Below are 18526 nucleotides of genomic sequence, written 5' to 3'. Positions count from 1 at the left end.
AGCCTGCTCTTTCTTTAGTTCAGTGTATGAATCCTATTCTTTACCTGATTGCATCGCATCGGGTTTTGAAGCAGATATGGCTGTAGGCTGCTTGGGTCGATTATCTCTGGCTGCAAGAGGTGCATCCGAACCGTATACCTGTATAGCCGTTTTTATTAACTTATCAGGAATCTTACTTATGGTATTCAAACATCCTCCCATACTGCACAATGAAAAAGGAGCGCTACGCACCGTGGGCTTTGAGCTGGAGTATACCAATGTGAGCATAGAAGACTCTGCGCAGTTAGTTCAGGAGCTGTATGGGGGGATTATACAAAAGGAAAACCGCTTCAGGCAAAAGGTAACTGACACAAGACTCGGTGATTTCACGATTGAGTTTGACCTGACGCTGCTAACGGAGAAACGCTACAAAAAAGTGTTTGAGACCTTCAATCTGCGCCTCGAGGATGTCAAAATCGGGAATGGTACCCTGGAAGATGAGGTAGAGGAAACGCTCCGTAACCTGGTCGGCAAGGTGTTTCCGAACGAGATAGCCTGTCCGCCCATTCCCTGCACAGAGCTCGCGGAAATAGAAAAGCTGCGGGAGGCCCTCTACCAGCTTCATGCCGAGGGAACCCAGTCTTTCCTCACCAACGCCTTCGGCACTCACATCAATGTGGAGGTTCCCCGTCAGGATGTCGGTACGCTGCTGACCTACCTGCGCGCTTTCCTGCTGCTATACCCCTGGCTGCTGGAAGAAGGCCGGACCGACCTGGCAAGGCAGATCAGCCCCTTTATCGCTCCTTACCCGATCGAATATGTGACCCTTGTGCTGAACCCGGGCTACGCCCCTGATCTGGATGGGTTTATCATAGATTACCATACCTACAACCCCGACCGGAACCGCCCGCTGGACTTGTACCCGCTGCTGGCCTACCTCAGAGAGGACCTGCTGATGCAGTTTACCAGGCTCGGCAAGGTAAAGGCCCGCAGTGCCTTTCATTATAGACTGCCTAACAGTTCGATTGCGCAGCCGGACTGGACGCTGGCACAGGAATGGAACATCTGGGTACGGGTGGAGGAACTGGCAAGCGACCCGGGTATGGTAGAGCATCTCAGCAAAGAATACTGCTACCTCAAAGCCAACACCCTGTTAGGTTTTGAAACCAAATGGATCAAAAGAATACGGAATGGCTATCCTAAAATCTAAAAATAAAATACACCGCGGCAGACCGACCATTGGCATTACCGGACCAGACAAGGGAGGCGGGGCCGCCTGGTTCTTCACGGCACTCTCGGTACTTATTGCCGGGGGCCGGCCCGTGCGCATCACGCCTTCCAGGCCCCGCACCGCTGATGGCCTTCAGGGACTGATCATAGGCGGAGGCGCTGATGTGGACCCCTCCATCTATGAACAGGAGCATGTGATGGATGAGTACCTGCAGCGTACCCTCCAGCACCCGCGCAAGAACATTTTCCAGCGGGTGGGTCGCTTTGTGAGTTGGGTCTATTATCCGGCCGTTTTTCTGCTGCGCAAGCTGCTGAGCCGAAAGCTTTCCTTCGGATTGGACCGTGCCCGCGACCAACTGGAACTGCAGTTGCTGGATCAGGCCGTTCAAAAGGGTCTGCCTGTGATGGGCATCTGCCGGGGGGCGCAATTGATGAACGTTTACTTCCGGGGCACCCTATACCAGGACATCAACACCTTTTACCTCGAAGAGCCCAATCCGGCGAGTGTGTTTCCGGTGAAAAAAGTGCACATAAAAGAAGGGAGTAAGCTCGCACAGGTGCTGGGGACGCAGCGACTTCGCGTGAATGCGCTGCACAACCAGGCGGTAAAAGAAGCGGGAGAATTCGTGAATATTGTGGCCCGTGAGCCCAACAAGGTCGTACAAGGTATAGAACACCAGGAGCAGGAGTTCATGATCGGTGTGCAATGGCATCCGGAGTACTTGCCGCAGAGTCGCTCACACCGTCGTTTATTCAAAGGACTGGTTCAGCAGGCCAGGCTCGTTAATCAGCAGATCGAGGAGCACGATCTGCAGGTTGCCATGTCACAGCCTGCCCTGGAAGCCGAAAAGCAGTTGGAACAGCAGTGCGATGATACTCAACCCTAGCGGTAGGGCTATTGTTCCAGCGATTTCTGCAGGTATAGCGCTTCGTTCTTGAAGCGTACCAGTGCCAGCGCGACGGCTTGTTCGTAGAGTTGCGCCCTGTCTACCGCATTGTCAGTAAGCAGCCCGATGGCCCCGGATGCGTGCTTTGAGTTGGATTTGTTGAACACCAGATCATCCGCTACGCCCAGTTCCATCCCCTGCCCTACCAAATCAGCTACGATACCCGGCAGGTAAAAAGCAGCGGACCTGGCCTTACCTATACCCGTGGCCGAGCGCACCACCACCCAGGCAAAAGCAGCCAGTTCGTCCTCATGCGCCTCCACTCCGCCTTCTATACCTATCCAATAATCAGCTTCCGGGTGTGCCGCACAGGCATTGTTTACTCTGTTCTGGGCGCCTGTCAGGGTCTCCTGGTCTGTCATGGGTTGGTCTGCGACACCAGAGGGCACCGACACAGGTATGGCCTCAAAGTGCACACCTGGAAACATTTTGCGGAAGCCCCGGAGGGCAGCCTCTACTTTGACGGGATTGCGTGAAGAGACGACAATGGTTTGCTCGGTTTTGCTCATCAGGTACATGATACTTGCTCGGCTACAAAGGAAGTGAAGTGAATGCAGAAGTAAAAATCATCTATTCTTCGCTGAGCGGCTAACAGCACCCGTCGCTACTCAAAGAGCTTTATATAGGTATAATGCATAGTTCTCCTCTCTACCAAACATCCTCATTTACTACGCGTTAGCAATTACATAGGCCTCCGGCAAAATCTATTTCGCTACCATAAAACTATGTACAGCTATGGCAAACTATTTTGAAAAATTCGCGCAGGAAGGTAATGGGTACATCAACCAGCTGGCCGCAGACCTGGGGCATCCGGAAGAAAAGGGACAGACTTACATTCTGCTGAGAGCGGTCCTGCACACGATTCGGGACAGAATCGCCATCAGTGAGTCTTTTCATGTGCTGTCGCAGTTGCCGATGTTCCTGAAGGCCATCTACACAGAACACTGGCAGTACCGTGAGCAGCCGCTGCAGTTCGAGAACGTGGAAGGGTTTAAAGATGCCGTGAAGCAGGAACAGGCCAGGCACGGGGAGCAGGAATTCGACTGGTCACAGTCCACAGAGGACCTGATCACCATGGTGCTGACTTCACTGAGCATGCGCTACCTCACCGAAGGCCAGCTGCAGCATATTGCAACACAGATGCCAGAAGACATAAAGCCGCTGTTTCCGGCAGCGCCTGAGCGCCACCGCGGCTAAGGTATACCTACTAGATCAACAGGGCCCAGCACTGACAACTAATGGTTTTAATGGTGACCGAGGTCATTCTTTTGCTTGGGCCTGATGTAGAATTTTGTACTCAACCCAATAAGATCAAAACTCAAAACTCTGAAAAGAATGGCAGCAGCATCACAAAGACAATTGTCAGGCAAAGTAGCCCTTGTAACCGGCGGTTCCTCGGGCATCGGCAAATCCAGTGCGATCCTCTACGCCAGGGAAGGGGCCACAGTAGTTGTGTCCGATATTCACGAAGAACCGGGCATGCAGGTAGTGCGGGAGATAGAAGACCAGGGCGGAGAAGCCATCTTTGTGCTGGGTGATGTTTCGAAGCCGGAAGATTGCGAGAGCATGGTCCAGCAGGCCGTGGAGAAATTTGGCCGGCTGGACATTGCCTTCAACAACGCAGGTATAGGCGGTGAGGCCAACCCAATCGGGGAGATGAGCATCGAAGGCTGGAACAAAGTCATAAATGTGAACCTGAACAGCGTTTTTTACTGCATGCATTTTCAAATCAGGCAGATGCTGCAGCAGGGCGGTGGTGCTATTGTGAACAATTCTTCTATCCTGGGTCAGGTGGGATTTGCAAACTCCGCCGCCTACGTGGCCGCCAAACACGGTGTAGTGGGGCTCACCAAGAATGGCGGCATTGAGTATGCGGCCAAGGGAATACGTATCAACGCCATCGGACCTGCCTTCATCAAAACGCCGCTGCTGACCGATGCCGGTATGACCGAAGAAGTGTTACAGTTCCTGGCAGGCAAGCATCCGATCGGTCGCCTGGGAGAGCCCGAAGAGGTCGCAGAACTGGTGATCTGGCTCAGTTCTGACAAAGCCTCCTTTGTGACAGGTGCCTACTATGCTGTGGATGGAGCCTACCTCACCCAGTAATTCCCCGTATGACAACAAAGCGAGAGCAAGCGTTATTTTAATTCAGATACTCACCTTGTATTGGAATTAAACGTGCAGCCAGCGGAGAAAAGGAATTCCTCCGCTGGCTGCATCAACACGATCTTCAAACTGACTATGAGTGTAACAGAGCAGAAAAGAGTAAGCAAAAGCCCGCTAAACCCTGACCAGCATATGGACTGGCATAGCCTTGGCGCACAGGAGGCGCTTGAGCTGCTGGAGGTATCACCCAAAAAAGGACTGACGGAAAATGAAGTACAGAAGCGGCAGGAGCAATACGGACGCAATGTAATGACGCCCAAAAAGCAGCAGAGTGCCTTTGTGCGCTTTATGCTGCAATTTCACCAGCCGCTGATCTACATCCTGCTGGTCGCCACGGTAGTCACCCTGCTGCTGGAAGAGTACATAGACTCAGCTGTGATCTTCGGGGTTGTATTCGTCAATGCCATCATTGGGTACATACAGGAATCCAAGGCGCTTGCTGCCATCGATGCGCTGTCCCGCAGCATGACGGCCAAGGCACAGGTGGTCCGCGATGGCAAAAAACAAAACATTAACGCACAGGAGTTGGTCCCCGGTGACATCGTGCAGGTACAGTCCGGCGACAAGTTTCCGGCTGATGTGCGGCTGGTACACGTGCGCGACATCAAAGTGGATGAATCAGCACTGACCGGAGAATCCGTGGCGGTTGAAAAGAACGCAGCACCTGTAGCGGTTGATGATGTGCTTGGCGACCGCTTCTCGATGGGCTTCGCCTCCACAGTCGTGACCTATGGGCAGGCAACCGGTGTGGTGGTGAGCACGGGCGACAAGACCGAAGTAGGCAAAATACAGGAGTCGATCTCGAGTGCGCAAACCCTGGAAACGCCGCTCACCAAGAAGATCAAGGAATTCAGCCACCTCCTGCTCTGGGTTATCCTGGGGCTGGCCGCAGCGGTATTTGTTGTAGAGACTACCCGCGGAGCTGACTGGGGCGATACCTTTATGGTGGCTGTGGCACTCGCAGTAGGTGCCATACCCGAAGGCCTGCCTGTGGCTGTTACCATCATGCTGGCACTGGGCGTTTCCAAGATGGCCAAACGAAGGGCGATCATCCGCAAACTGGTGGCGGTGGAGACACTGGGCAGCACCAACGTGATCTGCTCCGACAAGACCGGCACGCTCACTGAAAACCAAATGACCGTGCAGCAGATCGTGGCCGGAGACAAGGTATACGCCGTGAGCGGACTAGGCTATCGCCCGGAAGGGCAGGTACAGGAAGGAGAACAGCAGGTGGACCTGAACACGAACAAGGCGCTGGAGCAACTACTTATAGCGGGCCTGCTCTGCAACGACAGTTCAGTAAAAGAGAAAGAAGGTCAGTGGACCATCGAAGGCGACCCGACCGAGGGAGCACTGGTGGTAGCCGCGCAGAAAGCCGGCTTTGAGCGAGGCGAACTGGAGCAGAAAATGCCCCGCAAAGATGCCATCCCTTTTGAATCAGAGCACCAGTATATGGCCACCCTGCACGAAGGTGAGCGACGCGTCATCTACCTGAAAGGCTCCGTGGAAGCCGTGCTGGAAAGAAGCGAAAGCATGCTGCTGCCCGATGGACAGACCGGTCGCCTGGACACGGAAGGCATCAACAAGCAGGTAGAGCAAATGGCTGGTGAAGGCCTGCGCGTGCTGGCCTTTGGCATGGCTGAAGCAGAAGAACTTAACAGTATAGACCACGATCACATACGCTCCGGCCTGGTGTTTATCGGGTTGCAGGGTATGATAGACCCGCCGCGCAAGGAAGCCGTGGAGGCAGTTAAACTTTGCCAGCAGGCAGGTATAGACGTGAAGATGATCACCGGTGACCACGCCGCAACAGCCTCTGCTATCGCCAGCCAGATCGGGTTGGAAGGCACCCGTGAAAACGGCAGGCTCAAGGCTATCACCGGAAAGGAACTGCAGCAGATCGAGGACCGGGAGCTGGAGGAGATAGCCGAAAAAACAGCCGTATTCGCCCGGGTAGCTCCTGACCAGAAGCTGCGGCTTGTGAAAGCCCTGCAGGCCCGCGACCATGTGGTGGCCATGACCGGTGACGGCGTGAACGACGGGCCGGCCCTGAAGCAGGCGAATATAGGTATAGCCATGGGCATCACCGGAACCGACGTGGCCAAGGATGCATCGGACATGGTGCTCACCGACGACAACTTCTCTTCCATAGAAGGTGCCGTGGAGGAAGGCCGCAGCGTATTCGACAACCTCACCAAGTTTATAGTCTGGACACTGCCAACCAACCTCGGTGAGGGTCTTGTGATCTTATCCGCTGTGATCCTGGGTACGCAGCTGCCAGTGCAGCCGGTGCAGTTGCTCTGGATCAACATGACCACAGCCGTACTGTTGGGCCTGACGCTGGCCTTTGAGCCAAAGGAACCGGGCATCATGGACCGTCCGCCTCGACCAACCAACGAGCCCATTCTGACCAAAGACCTGATCATGCGCACCTTGCTGGTAGGCACGCTCCTTCTGATCGCCGCCTTTGGCCTGTACCTGTACGAGCGCCGTATACTGGGCACAGATGTAGCAGAGGCCCGCACTGTGTCTACGACGGTGTTTGTGGTGCTGGAGTCTTTTTACCTGCTGAGCTGCCGCTCCCTGGTGCGGCCCATGCGCCAGATCGGCTTCTTCAGTAACATGTGGGTGTATTACGGTATCGCGGCGATGTTCTTCTTTCAGGCACTGTTCATTTACCTACCGATCATGAACACCCTGTTTGGCTCTGCACCACTTGATGCAATGCAATTGCTGCGCATCTTTGGAGCCGGTGTGGTACTACTGATCATTGTGACCATCGAGAAGACCATCCGTTTTAGCATCAACAAACGAAATGAAAAAGCGGTGACCAGTAAATAGGCCGCCGCTATACCTAAGCCAAAGCCTTTGAAGACTTTGATTCGCATTGGGATTTTACTGGTTTCGCTATACCTGTTGCTTATGGGCTTTTTATCGTTTCAGCAAGAGAACCTGATCTTCTTTCCGGAAAAACTACCCGCTGATTACCGTTTTGGGTTCAGGCAGGAGTTTGAGGAGCTTACTATACCCGCCAGTGATGGGACCAAACTGCACGGTGTGCTTTTTAAAGTTCCTGATTCGAAAGGACTCGTATTTTACCTGCACGGAAATGCCGGCTCGGTGGACTCCTGGGGCTGGGTATATGAAACTTACACTGACCTGCATTACGATGTGTTTGTGCTGGACTACCGCGGGTATGGCAAAAGCGAAGGCAGCATCAGCAGTGAATCCCAGTTTTATGCAGACGTGCAGGCCGCTTACGATGTCCTTAAAAACAGGTATAGTGAAGAGCAGATCGTGGTAATTGGTTATTCAATAGGGACAGCCGCTGCGGCGAAACTGGCAGCCGAAAACAAGCCCCGGCTTCTGATCCTGCAGGCCCCTTATTATAGTTTGGGTGATCTGATGCAGAGCCTGTATCCCTTTGTGCCTGCCTTCCTGCTCAAGTATAAGTTTGATACGTACCGCTTCGTGCAACAGGTCCGGGCCCCTATTGCACTCTTCCACGGCATGATAGACGAGATCATCTACCCGGGCTCATCTGAAAAGCTGAAGGCACACCTGAAGCCAACGGACCGATTAGTACTGCTTAAAGGACAGGGGCACAATGGCATGAATGAGAATCCCGCCTACAAACGGGAGGTGGAACGCATACTGGCAAAACTGCCTTGAGTTGGCTACTCAAAACAGAGCCGCACAAAACAAATGCATCACCAAGCAAGTACCTCAATAACTGAACTATAAAAGAATAGATGGAAGGAGTATTTAACACCACAGGTCGGACCAACGTACCCGACTCCTATACCTACACCCCACAAAATGAACAGGAAGCCTGGATCGCCATCATGCACGCCTGCGTAGCCGTGGACGATGATGTAGCAGATGAAGAACTGGATGTGATGGCTCATACCCTGGCCAACAGAAAGCTGTTTGAGGGGCACGACATCATGGCTTACAGCAGATCCGTATTCTATGCCCACGCCCAGGTTGGCAGCAAGGTACTGATCGACAATTCCGTGGACTTTATAACTGAGGAAAACCGCCCCACCCTGTTTGCCCATACCATCCAGCTGGTGCTGTCAGACTGCGTAGTGACCGAGAAGGAGGAAGAGCTGATACAATACCTTTACTCCGCCCTTGATCTGGATGAGGAGAAAGCGCAGGAAATTGTAAGGGTGATTCTGGTTCTCAACAAAGACAAACAATGCAATTGAAGCAGGTTCAAAAATTGCAGCTGAATTGACGGCACTTTTCGTTACTTTGTGCACTATAAATGCAGTGCATGATACGAATCCTACTCAGCTTCTTTCTTCTGTTTTCCGTTATACAGGCCAATGCCCAGGATCCGGGCCCCTCACCGCTTACTTTAGCAGACCAGCACTTTGACGCCGGTCGCTACCAGGAGGCTGTGGCCGCCTACACGATCGTCATCACCCGTGACAGCTTCACTTTTGAGCCTTTTTACAACCGGGGACTGGCATACCTGAATCTCAAAAACTACGAAGCTGCTCTGACAGACCTCGACCGGGCCTTGCTGCTCAATGCAGGGAGCAAAGACGGTTTCAGTAACAGGGCGCTGGTGAAGGTGCACCTGAAGGACATGGAAGGCGCTCAGTATGACTATGGCAAAGCGATCCGGCTCGCGCCCCAGGATGCAGCCCTCTACTATCAGTGCGCCCTGGCCCTGCTCCTCGACAACAAAACAGCACCCGCCCGACAGCACCTGTTGAAAAGCATTGAACTGGCCCCTTCTGCCCCAGCCCACATTGAGCTGGGCAAGCTGAGTGATGTTGCCGGAGACTTTGAAGCAGCTAAACGGCACTTTGACAAGGCCATACAGCTGAACGCCGGTTCGGCCGAAGCCTACTTTTACAGAGCTTTGACACTGGAACAGCTGGCGCAGCACACGGCAGCAGAAGCAGACTATAGCACCACAGTTAAACTGGATCCGGCACACGCTGATGCCTACTTCAACCGGGCCCTGCTCCGTCACATGCGCGGGAACACATCGGGTGCCATACAGGATCTGACGAAAGTAATTGCGCTGGATAAAAGCCGTTCGGAGGCCTACGCCAATCGCGCCATGGCTTATACCCAAACCGGCCAGACGCAGGAAGCCCTGGCAGATTATAACAAGGCAATCAGCCTTAACAGCAAGAACGCCGAGTTCTATACGAAACGTGGTGAGTTGAAAATCAAAGTGAAAGACTATGCCGGTGGCGAAAAGGACTTTACACGCGCCCTTAGTCTGGATGCAAAATCACCTGACGCATACCTGGGACGCGGCTATTGCTATATGGCCCTGAAGCAAACTGCCAAAGCCTGCACCGACCTAACCAAAGCGCACCAGTTGGGCAACCGCAACGCCATAGAGCTGATGAAATACAATAAGTGCAATTAAGGTATAATTGGTCAGGTATAGCGATGGCATAAAACCAGCTATACCTACACTGCCTGCTTCCGCTTATACTCCAGCGTCTGCAAGCTTCTACTCCTCACGGCTGTCCTGCAGCCTGACCATACTCGCTGAGTTGATGCAGTAGCGCAGTCCTCCCGGTTCAGGCCCGTCGTTGAAGACATGGCCCAGATGGCCTCCGCACGCATTACAGATCGCCTCAATGCGTTGCATATGATGGCTGTCGTCGAAGGTATAGCGGATAGCTCCCCGCCTGGCCGGTTGTGTGAAACTGGGCCAGCCGGAAATAGCGTGGTACTTTTCTGTAGCATTGAACAGCATTTGTCCACAGCCTGCGCAGGTATAGATTCCCGGCTCGTAGGAGCGGCAGTAGGCATTGCGGTAGGGCGGTTCGGTTGCTTTCTGGCGGAGCACCTGGTACTGTGCTTCCGTCAGCTCTTGCCTCCACTCCTCCTCCGTCTTTTCCACTTTTTCGTAAGGTTCAGGATTGCCGTATTTGGCGTAGTATATGATGTCTTTCCAGCGTAGCATGTTCTTTATACGCGGCTATACCTGACCAGTGGAATCCGTTTCTGACCAGTCAGGTATAGCTGGGCTTCCTGTCGGCATCTCGCCTCGTACCTCTTCCCATGGCAGCGTCGATACTCCAGATACCCGAACCACGGGCAGCCATGTACAGAAACAGAAAGCAGTAAAGCACGGCTTTTTCGCCGTTGTTGAGCAGCGGATTCCAGCCTTCGGGCAGGTGAGCCGTAAAGAAGGCCACCGCCATCTGACCACTGGCAATAAAGGCAGCCCAGCCCGTCAGGAAACCAAACGCGATCATGAGTCCGGCAACCAGTTCGACTATACCGGCCACCCCCATCATCGAAGCCAGCTCCACTGTATTGCCGTCGCCTGGCCAGCCAAATAGCTTTTGAGTGCCGTGCATGGCAAACATCAGACCTGAAACGATGCGCAGTATGGCATACAGCTGCGGGCTGTAGGGTCCTAGAAATCTTTCCATAGTTATTGAGATTTACACCTGCCTTTCTTAGCAGGCTGTTAAACAAGCACTTACAAAAGGAGCTAACGTGTTTTGGGGCTTAATGTTAAAATATACCTGCCTGCCGGTGAGTTGCTTAATGACTATAGCAGGTATCCTGCTCAACCTTTTCAGGGGGCTAGTTCGTACAACTAAGTGACCGAAGCCCAGGCGCTCGGTCGATTTATATGTTCTATCTAAAAGAAAACAAACCATGAGTGACAACAATAGAAATATTTCAGAAGACCCGAATTCAAGAAAAGGTGAAGGCGTAAGCGGACTGGGTAAAGGCAAACAGACAGGCCCTGTGGCAGGCGGAGCGGACAATACCCGCGGCGAAAACAAGCCAAGCCGTGAAGGCAGCAGTGGAGGTGCCAAGCATGGCAAAGACAATCCGAACGAGCAAAACAGCCCGCAAGGCTCTAATGCCAACCCTACCACCACCAGCCGTGGTGCTGACAGCACCGACAAGGAGTTCCGAAACAATCAGCCGAATGCCAGCACCCTGAAGGGGCACAAGAGCAACGAAGGCCTCGGAAACGAAAAACACTAGCTTTAAATAAAAAATGGACTAAATGGTCACAAAGCAAAAGCCCCGGCATCTAGTGCCGGGGCTTTTGCTTTTCAGGTGTTTCAACCAGACTCATTTACTTCAATTCATCCAGCACATGGTACATCTTTTTGACCAGCGCTGAGGCCGAGCCGTTGTAGTTATTCACCACGAAAGCAAAAACATATTCGCGTCCGTCCTTCGCTTTGTGGTAACCGGTAAAGCCTTTCGCACCACGAATGGTACCGCTTTTCATTTTCATGCCGTTGAACTGTGGCAACGAGGCATAGAAACCAGGGTACCAGTTTTGCTGGCGGGCATGCTGCAGCAGCCGTACCTGTGCATGAGTGGTCACGCGGTTGAGCGGCGACAGGCCTGAGCCGTCTACCATGGCCAGTTCGGTTTCGACTATACCCTGCGTTTTCCAGTACTGCCTGATCTGCTCCAGCCCTTTGCGGGTATCGCTGGTGCCGTAGCTCTTGTAAGCGATGGTTTTCACAAGCGCTTCGCCATACAGGTTCACACTCTTGCGGTTGAACCAGTACACCACACTATCCAGGGGCGGTGAAGTGACGGTATGAAACAAGGTATAGCCCTGCTGCGGCGTGCCGTTGTGCTGCAGCACAGCCTGCTGTGGCATACCTATACCTAAAGTTCGGAGCGTATCGGCCAGCATGCTCACAAACTGATTGGCACCGGATGGCAATGCGCCGGATATTTTAAAGCTGCTTTCGTTGACAGGTATAGTTCCCCGGATGGCGGCTGCACTGGTACCTACCGGGAAGTAGATATAGGCATTGTCGCCTGTACCCGCTGCGGCAGAGGTTAGTTCGGAGCGCAAGGTATAGCCATTGAGGTTCGGCACTGTCTTCACGATCGACACCGGGTCGCCGATCTGCTTTCCTGATCTCAGGATGACGTCATATTGATTCTCGCGCCAGTTGAGCTTGGCGGGACCGGCACCGTAATAATTTGCAATATCCTGCCACATCCAGCCATCGGGCACAGTTTCTTCGTTCCAGCCTTCATTACTTACGACTACCTCTCCCACCGATTTTATACCTGTGCGCTGCAGGGCCTGTGTAATCCCTTTCAGCACGTTACCCTCTTTGGTCAGGGGCCAGCGCCAGCTCCCGAAGGTCGGGTCGCCGCTTGGCTGTATCAATAGCGAAGCGTTATCACCGGTTTTGCGAAGGGCAAATTTCGTTTCGTAGCGGTAATCTTTGCCCAGCAGTTCGTAAGCGCTGATGCTGGTGATGATCTTCATAGTGGAGGCCGGAGCAAGTCCCAACCTACTATTGCGGTCGAACACAACCTGCCCCGTTTTAGCATCGATGACGTAGAGCGAAGCGATGCCGTTTTGCAGCTGTGGGTCGGCTTCAAACTTCTGGAAGGCGGATGTCAGTTTAGCAGTTGTAGTCTGGGCCAGGGCCAGGGTATGCGCCAGCGTAAAGGATAGCAGCAGGGCGGCTTTTGTAATCGGACGTTTCATAGCCAAAAAATAAGCATTTTCGGTGGCTATCCCCAATAATCTGCAAAATAAAGCAGCCGCTTCTCTCTCAGGAGAAGCGGCTGCGCAATATGTATGGCCTGTTTATACCCTGAAGGTAACAGACTTAGTCATTCCAGTCACGGTAGTTAATGTCTCTCCTATCGAAGTTCCAGTCATGTCCTCCCCTGTTGTAGCGGCGATTGTCATCCGAGTCGCTGTTCCTACGAGCTTCATTTCTGTAGTTTCCGGAGATGCTACGCATGCGGTCTTCGTCACGGTTGTTGTAGCCGGTAGAGCCGTAGCCAGTGCTGCCAAAGTCGCGGTAGCCCCGGTCATAGCCTCTATCGTCGCGGTCGCGGTCACTGTACGTGGAGCCAGGGCCGGGACGGCTGCCGTAGATGTAGCCTGTGCCACGGTAGCCTGTGTCGCTATCGTCGCTCATGCGGCCACTGTAGTTGTTGCCTCCTGAGCGGCCATAGTTCTGGCGGCTGTAGTCATCCCGGTCACGGTCATCGAAGCCGTGCCGTTCGTCTCCTGAGCGACTTCTGCCGGCATCGCGGTAGCGCGGCCCTTCGTTTCCCGACATACCGTAATACGAATCGCCGTAAGCCGATCCTCCGCCGTAGGTGCTGCCACCTTCGCCGTAGCGTGTACCCCCGCTGAAGTCGCCGTAGGCACGTGCGTCGGACGACATGCGGCTGCGGCTGTCCCGGCTGTCATAGCTACGGTGCTCGCTGCTGTGGTCGCGGCTACTGCCTTCCGGGTCGCGTCTGGACAGGCTGTTGGTATTGCCGGTACGCGGGTTGCCGTACTGGTCGAAATCAGCATAGTGGTTTTTGCGTCGGTTATCCTTACGATCAAAGTCTCTGTTCATTGCTTCATTATTTAGGTTAAAAATTCTCCCTCTCATAACGCAGCAAACGGTTTCATGTTTATAAGAGTTGAGCTATTCGCCCCACCCCTTGAGCAATGATCAAAAATATAGTACTTAACAGATATTTCAATTACACATTTTTATAATAATTTAATTTAAACAGAAACCACTCTACACTCCTCCTGCTAATTCACTCACCTCCAAATCATCTTTTTTTACCCCCTGTTTAGGTCCATCCACCAGTAATTATATAAATATTTATAATTCATAAAGGATAAAGTCATATAAACTACGTATGACTTAATTGGAAAAATTAAAAAATAAATTTGTTGAATCATATTACTGCTTCCCTTGCTTATTTCAACAGCTCTTTGTGTCTAAGTATACCTAGACAGTCAATTGTATTATTAATTTCTAAAATCCAAAAGCCAAAATTATGAATGTCAAATTTACTTCTCAAGTCCGGACCAAAGGAACTCACTATGATGGGCTCCGGCAAGGTATGGCATTATTTCAAATGAACAGACGACGAATAACTTTTCAAGTGCTAGAATCAATACGTAGGCGTTTGATTCCTATTTTCCTATTTCTATTAACCAGTATTCTATTACAACCCTCTACTAGTTTCGCTCAAACAATCACCGGCCCTTCGCCTCTTTGTCTGGGTACCGCACCTGTCACCTATTCTGTTCCTGTACAGACAGGTGATGTGACGAATTATGTGTGGATTTTGAGTACAACAAGTACGGACTCTTACATAGTCGGCGGTAAAGACTCTATAAGCTCAACTGGTCAGCGTATGAGTGTTATAGTAGGTCCTACGCTTACTACTATCAGCATAGTGCCGGGTATGAAGGGTGGTCAGTTTTCATTAGCTGGAAGAACTGAGTTCGGAAATGGAACATCAAAAGGCTTCACATTTAGAAATATTACAATACCTTATGCTGAAGCTGGAGATCCAAAGGAGTTATCCTGCGCCACTCCAAGCGTGACCATAGGTAACCCTGGTTTTCAGAGTGGGGTGCTTTTTAGATGGACCGGCCCGAGTGGCTATACCAGTAGTTCCAAAAACCCGGTTGTTACTGTACCGGGAACATATGTGCTTACTGTAACCAGTGGCTCATGTACCATCACGGATGAAGTAGTAGTTACCTCATCCATAACACCTGGGGTGGCCTGTGCACCAGTACTCAAGCCTATACCCAATAGAACCCATGCAGAAATGGTAGCATTGACACTTCCTGCTGCTACTTTCGATGCTACCGATGGAGATACGCCTGCAGGCAACTTGCAATACACTATGGAAGACTTACCTGAAGGTGCAGTCTTTAATGCCAGCACCAAAGTATTCACCTGGACACCGACCGAAGAGCAGGGGCCAGGAGTTTATCTGTTAACTGCCAGGGTGTCAGACGGAGCTCTTGACGATACCGTTCAATTCAAAATAAATGTTACGGAAGCAAACCGTCCTCCTGTTGTTAATCAACCTGCACCTCAAATTGTTGCAGTAGGCCAGGAACTTACTTTTACCGCTACAGCCACTGACCCCGACCTACCGGCTCAGCAGCTGTTCTTCTCTCTTTCAAACTACTCTAGCACACAGGTTGTGCCACCGGGCGCCACTGTTACACCGGAAGGCCACTTCTCTTGGACCCCTACTGATGCAACTGTTGGAAGATTTAATTTTAACATGGCAGTCCGTGATGATAAAAATAGCGGTCATTATAAGGTATTCAATACTACGGTAAATGCTGCACCTGTATTAAGCCCGGTTGGGAACAAGACGGCAGCTGTAGGAGAACCACTTATTTTTTCGATTTCCGGTACCGACATCAATAATGCAGGCCAAGGCTCGCAGCCTATGAAGCAAGCCAGAGTTTTTTCTTTGGTGGATGCCCCCACAGATAAGGGACCAATAAGTGTAACGACTTTACCAGGGGGTGATTATACTGGAGCTGAAAACGTTTTTACAAGAAGCACTAGTACTATAAACGGCACTTTCAGCTGGACGCCATCAGAACCAGGTACCTATAAATTTAAAATCAGGTTAGCTGATAACGGTGCTGTTCCGCAGCATGCCGAAGAAGAGATTACTGTAGTTGTAAGCGATGCTTACACACTTACAATTACACAGCCTACCAATGGAACCATCAGTGCCAATCCGGCACCAGACCTGAACGGCAAGTACACGCATGGCACCGTGGTGACACTCACTGCCACGCCGGCCGACGGCTTCCGATTCGCCAGCTGGACGGGCGACGCTGAGGGCACCCAGAACCCACTGCAGCTGACCATGGACGCCAGCAAGACAGTCTCCGCTACTTTTGAGCCGATTCCAAGCTATACGCTGACAATCACACCACCTAGTAACGGCACGATTAGTACGAGTCCCGCACCGAACGAAGATGGCAAATACAGAGACGGCACGATGGTGATACTGACGGCAACTCCAGCGAACGGCTATCGCTTTGTAGGTTGGGACGGCGCAGTTTCGGGTAACTCTGTTACCACTGTCGTCACCATGGATGCTGACAAGACAGTCTCGGCTACTTTTGAGGCCATCCCGCCAACCATGTACGCCCTGACACTGACGCAGCCCGAGAACGGCTCCATCAGCGCCGAGCCTGCTGCGGCCACCTACGCGGCCGGCAGCACCGTCACGCTCACGGCTACCCCAGCCTCAGGTTTCCGCTTTGTCGGGTGGACCGGTGACGCTGAGGGCTCGGATACCCCCCTGCAGCTGACCATGGACGCGGCCAAGACCGTTTCGGCCACCTTTGAGGTTATTCCTCCGACCATGTTTGCTCTGACCATCACCCAGCCTGAGAATGGTTCGATTGCTGCTGCCCCCTCCGCAGCCACCTATGTGGCCGGTACCGTGGTTACACTCACTGCTTCCCCAAATCCGGGCTTCCGCTTTGTGAGCTGGACAGGCGACGCAACAGGCACTGAGCCTACTACGACTTTAATCATGGGTGCTGACAAGGCTGTCTCAGCTACTTTCGAGGCCATCCCACCGACCATGTACGCCCTGACCATCACCCAGACCGCCAACGGCACCATCTCCGCAGAGCCTTCCGCGGCTACCTACGAGGACGGTACTGTAGTCACACTCACCGCCACTCCTGCTGAGGGCTATCAATTCGTGAGTTGGTCAGACGATGCCTCGGGCACAGAACTCTCCACCACAGTGACCATGGATTCAGACAAAACAGTATCGGCAACATTTGAGCTTATACCGCCGACTATGTATACCTTAACACTCACTGAATCTGAGAATGGATCCATCGCCGCAGAGCCAAATGCAGCTACTTATGTAGCCGGCACTGTGGTCACGCTCACGGCCACGGCAGCAGATGGCTACAGGTTTACCGGTTGGGGCGGTGATGCATCTGGTAGCGTAAACCCGCTCCAGTTAACTATGGACGCACATAAAACTATCTCGGCTACTTTTGAGGCTATTCCTCCGATTATGTATGCTTTGAGCATCAACCAACCTGATAATGGATCCATCTCGGCTGTGCCGTCCGCGCCTACTTATGTGGCTGGGACTGTGGTTACACTGACTGCTTCTCCAGCAGATGGTTACCGCTTCGTTGGCTGGAAAGGTGATGCTACGGGCATAAACCTCACGACGACAGTCACTATGGACACTGACAAGGTTGTCTCTGCTACATTTGAAGTCATACCGCCAACCATGTATGCCTTGACACTGCCCCAGCCTGAAAACGGATCCATCGCCGCAGAGCCAAGTGCTCCTTCACATGAAGCAGGCACTGTAGTGACGCTGACAGCGACCCCGGCTAGCGGTTATCGCTTCACTGGATGGACAGGCGATGCTTCAGGTACAGAGACCTCCACAACTGTGACCATGGATGCAGATAAGACGGTATCAGCTACATTTGAGGTCATCCCACCAATTATGTACGCTTTAACCATTACGCAGCCAACTGGAGGCTCCATTGCAGCTGATCCCTTGGCAGCTACCTACGAGGCCGGCACCATAGTCACGCTCACTGCAACACCAGCTAATGGATATCGTTTCGTGAGATGGACGGGTGATGCCATGAGCACACTAAGCCCCCTAAAACTGACCGTGGACAGCAACAAAGAAGTATCGGCTACATTCGAGGCCATACCTGCCCCTGGCCCGCAGGTGACCAGCTTCACGCTGGTGAGCGCCCACACCGAGCAGGACCTCTTCCAGCTGGCGGACGGTTCGGCGATCGTGCTCTCCCAGCTCTCGAGCACCAAGCTCAACATCCGCGCCAACACCTCGCCCTCGACGGTGGGCAGCGTCAAGGTCGAGCTCACCGGTGCCCAGTTCAGGAACTACACCGACAACGCAGCCCCCTACGCCCTCTTCGGTGACGACGGCCGCGGCAACTACTACTACGGCAACTGGAACCCGCCCGCAACGGGAACCTACACCCTCAGGGCCACCCCGTACTCAGGAAGCAACGGCACCGGAACGGCCGGAACACCCCTGACCATCACCTTCACCGTGGTCGACAGGGAGAGCCCTGGCACGCAGTATGCCCTGTCGGTGAGCACGGTGGGCGGCGGCACGGTGGCCAGAGCACCAGAGCAGGACGCCTACGCGGCCGGGACGGTGGTGACCCTGACAGCCACACCACAAGCCGGCTTCCGATTCGCCGGCTGGAGCGGGGGCGCCTCCGGCAGTACAAACCCACTGCAGCTGACCATGGACCGCAGCAAGTCGGTGACGGCCACTTTCGAGGCCACCGGCAGCGGCCCGCAGGTGACCAGTTTCACGCTGGTGAGCGCCCACACCGAGCAGGACCTCTTCCAGCTGGCGGACGGTTCGGCGATCGTGCTCTCCCAGCT

15 protein-coding genes are annotated in these 18526 nt (G+C 53.1%); 10 read left to right on the top strand and 5 right to left on the bottom strand.

Translation table 11 applies throughout. The features are described 5' to 3' along the window. Positions 1 to 178 precede the first annotated feature (178 nt). Positions 179 to 1189: an amidoligase family protein gene (locus Q1A54_RS17580; RefSeq protein ID WP_299990732.1), complete on the top strand. Its 1011-nt coding sequence runs from the start codon at positions 179 to 181 to the stop codon at positions 1187 to 1189. Next, complete coding sequence (locus Q1A54_RS17575; RefSeq protein ID WP_299990730.1) at positions 1170 to 2096, top strand: gamma-glutamyl-gamma-aminobutyrate hydrolase family protein; 927 nt, start codon at positions 1170 to 1172, stop codon at positions 2094 to 2096. The genes Q1A54_RS17580 and Q1A54_RS17575 overlap by 20 nt, the downstream gene beginning before the upstream one ends. 8 nt (positions 2097 to 2104) lie before the next feature. On the opposite strand, the gene yjjX is transcribed toward Q1A54_RS17575, so the two are convergent. Next, positions 2105 to 2665 (bottom strand): inosine/xanthosine triphosphatase, encoded by a 561-nt coding sequence (gene yjjX / locus Q1A54_RS17570; RefSeq protein ID WP_299990728.1) that lies wholly within the window; start codon positions 2663 to 2665, stop codon positions 2105 to 2107. A gap of 226 nt (positions 2666 to 2891) precedes the next feature. Between yjjX and Q1A54_RS17565 the strand changes: the two genes are divergently transcribed. The 6 genes from Q1A54_RS17565 to Q1A54_RS17540 all read left to right on the top strand — a co-directional run bounded on the left by Q1A54_RS17565 (position 2892) and on the right by Q1A54_RS17540 (position 9723). Beyond that, complete coding sequence (locus Q1A54_RS17565) at positions 2892 to 3353, top strand: DUF2267 domain-containing protein (RefSeq protein WP_299990726.1); 462 nt, start codon at positions 2892 to 2894, stop codon at positions 3351 to 3353. Between the two features lie 138 nt (positions 3354 to 3491). After that, a complete protein-coding gene (locus tag Q1A54_RS17560) occupies positions 3492 to 4262 on the top strand; it encodes a glucose 1-dehydrogenase (protein WP_299990724.1) in 771 nt (256 codons plus the stop codon). Positions 4263 to 4334: 72 nt separating this feature from the next. Further along, positions 4335 to 7163 carry a cation-transporting P-type ATPase gene (locus Q1A54_RS17555; protein WP_299990722.1) on the top strand — a complete coding sequence of 943 codons (2829 nt, stop codon included), beginning with the start codon at positions 4335 to 4337 and terminating at the stop codon, positions 7161 to 7163. Between the two features lie 27 nt (positions 7164 to 7190). Then, complete coding sequence (locus Q1A54_RS17550; RefSeq protein WP_299990720.1) at positions 7191 to 7994, top strand: alpha/beta fold hydrolase; 804 nt, start codon at positions 7191 to 7193, stop codon at positions 7992 to 7994. An 80-nt stretch (positions 7995 to 8074) separates the two neighbouring features. Beyond that, positions 8075 to 8536 (top strand): tellurite resistance TerB family protein, encoded by a 462-nt coding sequence (locus Q1A54_RS17545; RefSeq protein ID WP_299990718.1) that lies wholly within the window; start codon positions 8075 to 8077, stop codon positions 8534 to 8536. 68 nt (positions 8537 to 8604) lie between these two features. Continuing rightward, complete coding sequence (locus tag Q1A54_RS17540; RefSeq protein WP_299990716.1) at positions 8605 to 9723, top strand: tetratricopeptide repeat protein; 1119 nt, start codon at positions 8605 to 8607, stop codon at positions 9721 to 9723. 87 nt (positions 9724 to 9810) lie between these two features. On the opposite strand, the gene msrB is transcribed toward Q1A54_RS17540, so the two are convergent. Together msrB and Q1A54_RS17530 are read right to left on the bottom strand one after the other, a co-directional pair. After that, positions 9811 to 10269, bottom strand: a complete 459-nt coding sequence (gene msrB / locus Q1A54_RS17535) for a peptide-methionine (R)-S-oxide reductase MsrB (protein ID WP_299990714.1) — start codon at positions 10267 to 10269, stop codon at positions 9811 to 9813. A gap of 49 nt (positions 10270 to 10318) precedes the next feature. Next, a complete protein-coding gene (locus Q1A54_RS17530; protein ID WP_196120428.1) occupies positions 10319 to 10744 on the bottom strand; it encodes a DoxX family protein in 426 nt (141 codons plus the stop codon). A 232-nt stretch (positions 10745 to 10976) separates the two neighbouring features. Between Q1A54_RS17530 and Q1A54_RS17525 the strand changes: the two genes are divergently transcribed. After that, positions 10977 to 11315 carry a hypothetical protein gene (locus Q1A54_RS17525; RefSeq protein ID WP_007660316.1) on the top strand — a complete coding sequence of 113 codons (339 nt, stop codon included), beginning with the start codon at positions 10977 to 10979 and terminating at the stop codon, positions 11313 to 11315. 94 nt (positions 11316 to 11409) lie between these two features. Here the strand turns inward: Q1A54_RS17525 and dacB are convergent, their stop codons facing one another. Both dacB and Q1A54_RS17515 read right to left on the bottom strand, forming a co-directional pair. After that, the gene (gene dacB / locus Q1A54_RS17520; protein ID WP_299990709.1) at positions 11410 to 12804 is read right to left on the bottom strand and encodes a D-alanyl-D-alanine carboxypeptidase/D-alanyl-D-alanine-endopeptidase; all 1395 of its coding nucleotides are present in this window, start codon (positions 12802 to 12804) and stop codon (positions 11410 to 11412) included. Between the two features lie 124 nt (positions 12805 to 12928). Beyond that, entirely contained in the window at positions 12929 to 13678 is a 750-nt protein-coding gene (locus Q1A54_RS17515; protein WP_299990707.1) for a hypothetical protein, read from the bottom strand. Positions 13679 to 14477: 799 nt separating this feature from the next. Between Q1A54_RS17515 and Q1A54_RS17510 the strand changes: the two genes are divergently transcribed. Beyond that, on the top strand, positions 14478 to 18526 hold a 4049-nt coding region (locus Q1A54_RS17510), incomplete at its 3' end, for an InlB B-repeat-containing protein (protein WP_299990705.1).

The sequence above is a fragment of the uncultured Pontibacter sp. genome, assembly GCF_947502515.1.
In the GTDB taxonomy this organism is placed as follows: domain Bacteria; phylum Bacteroidota; class Bacteroidia; order Cytophagales; family Hymenobacteraceae; genus Pontibacter.
This window is presented reverse-complemented; position numbering and strand designations above follow the sequence as displayed.

Bases quoted from the DNA above. Each gene is read 5' to 3' on its own strand.
- Q1A54_RS17540 (WP_299990716.1), top strand. From the start codon at position 8,605: ATGATACGAATCCTACTCAGCTTCTTTCTTCTGTTTTCCGTTATACAG.
- dacB (WP_299990709.1), bottom strand. From the start codon at position 12,804: ATGAAACGTCCGATTACAAAAGCCGCCCTGCTGCTATCCTTTACGCTG.
- Q1A54_RS17515 (WP_299990707.1), bottom strand. From the start codon at position 13,678: ATGAACAGAGACTTTGATCGTAAGGATAACCGACGCAAAAACCACTAT.
- Q1A54_RS17580 (WP_299990732.1), top strand. From the start codon at position 179: ATGGTATTCAAACATCCTCCCATACTGCACAATGAAAAAGGAGCGCTA.
- Q1A54_RS17525 (WP_007660316.1), top strand. From the start codon at position 10,977: ATGAGTGACAACAATAGAAATATTTCAGAAGACCCGAATTCAAGAAAA.
- Q1A54_RS17565 (WP_299990726.1), top strand. From the start codon at position 2,892: ATGGCAAACTATTTTGAAAAATTCGCGCAGGAAGGTAATGGGTACATC.
- Q1A54_RS17530 (WP_196120428.1), bottom strand. From the start codon at position 10,744: ATGGAAAGATTTCTAGGACCCTACAGCCCGCAGCTGTATGCCATACTG.
- Q1A54_RS17575 (WP_299990730.1), top strand. From the start codon at position 1,170: ATGGCTATCCTAAAATCTAAAAATAAAATACACCGCGGCAGACCGACC.
- msrB (WP_299990714.1), bottom strand. From the start codon at position 10,269: ATGCTACGCTGGAAAGACATCATATACTACGCCAAATACGGCAATCCT.
- Q1A54_RS17545 (WP_299990718.1), top strand. From the start codon at position 8,075: ATGGAAGGAGTATTTAACACCACAGGTCGGACCAACGTACCCGACTCC.
- Q1A54_RS17560 (WP_299990724.1), top strand. From the start codon at position 3,492: ATGGCAGCAGCATCACAAAGACAATTGTCAGGCAAAGTAGCCCTTGTA.
- yjjX (WP_299990728.1), bottom strand. From the start codon at position 2,665: ATGAGCAAAACCGAGCAAACCATTGTCGTCTCTTCACGCAATCCCGTC.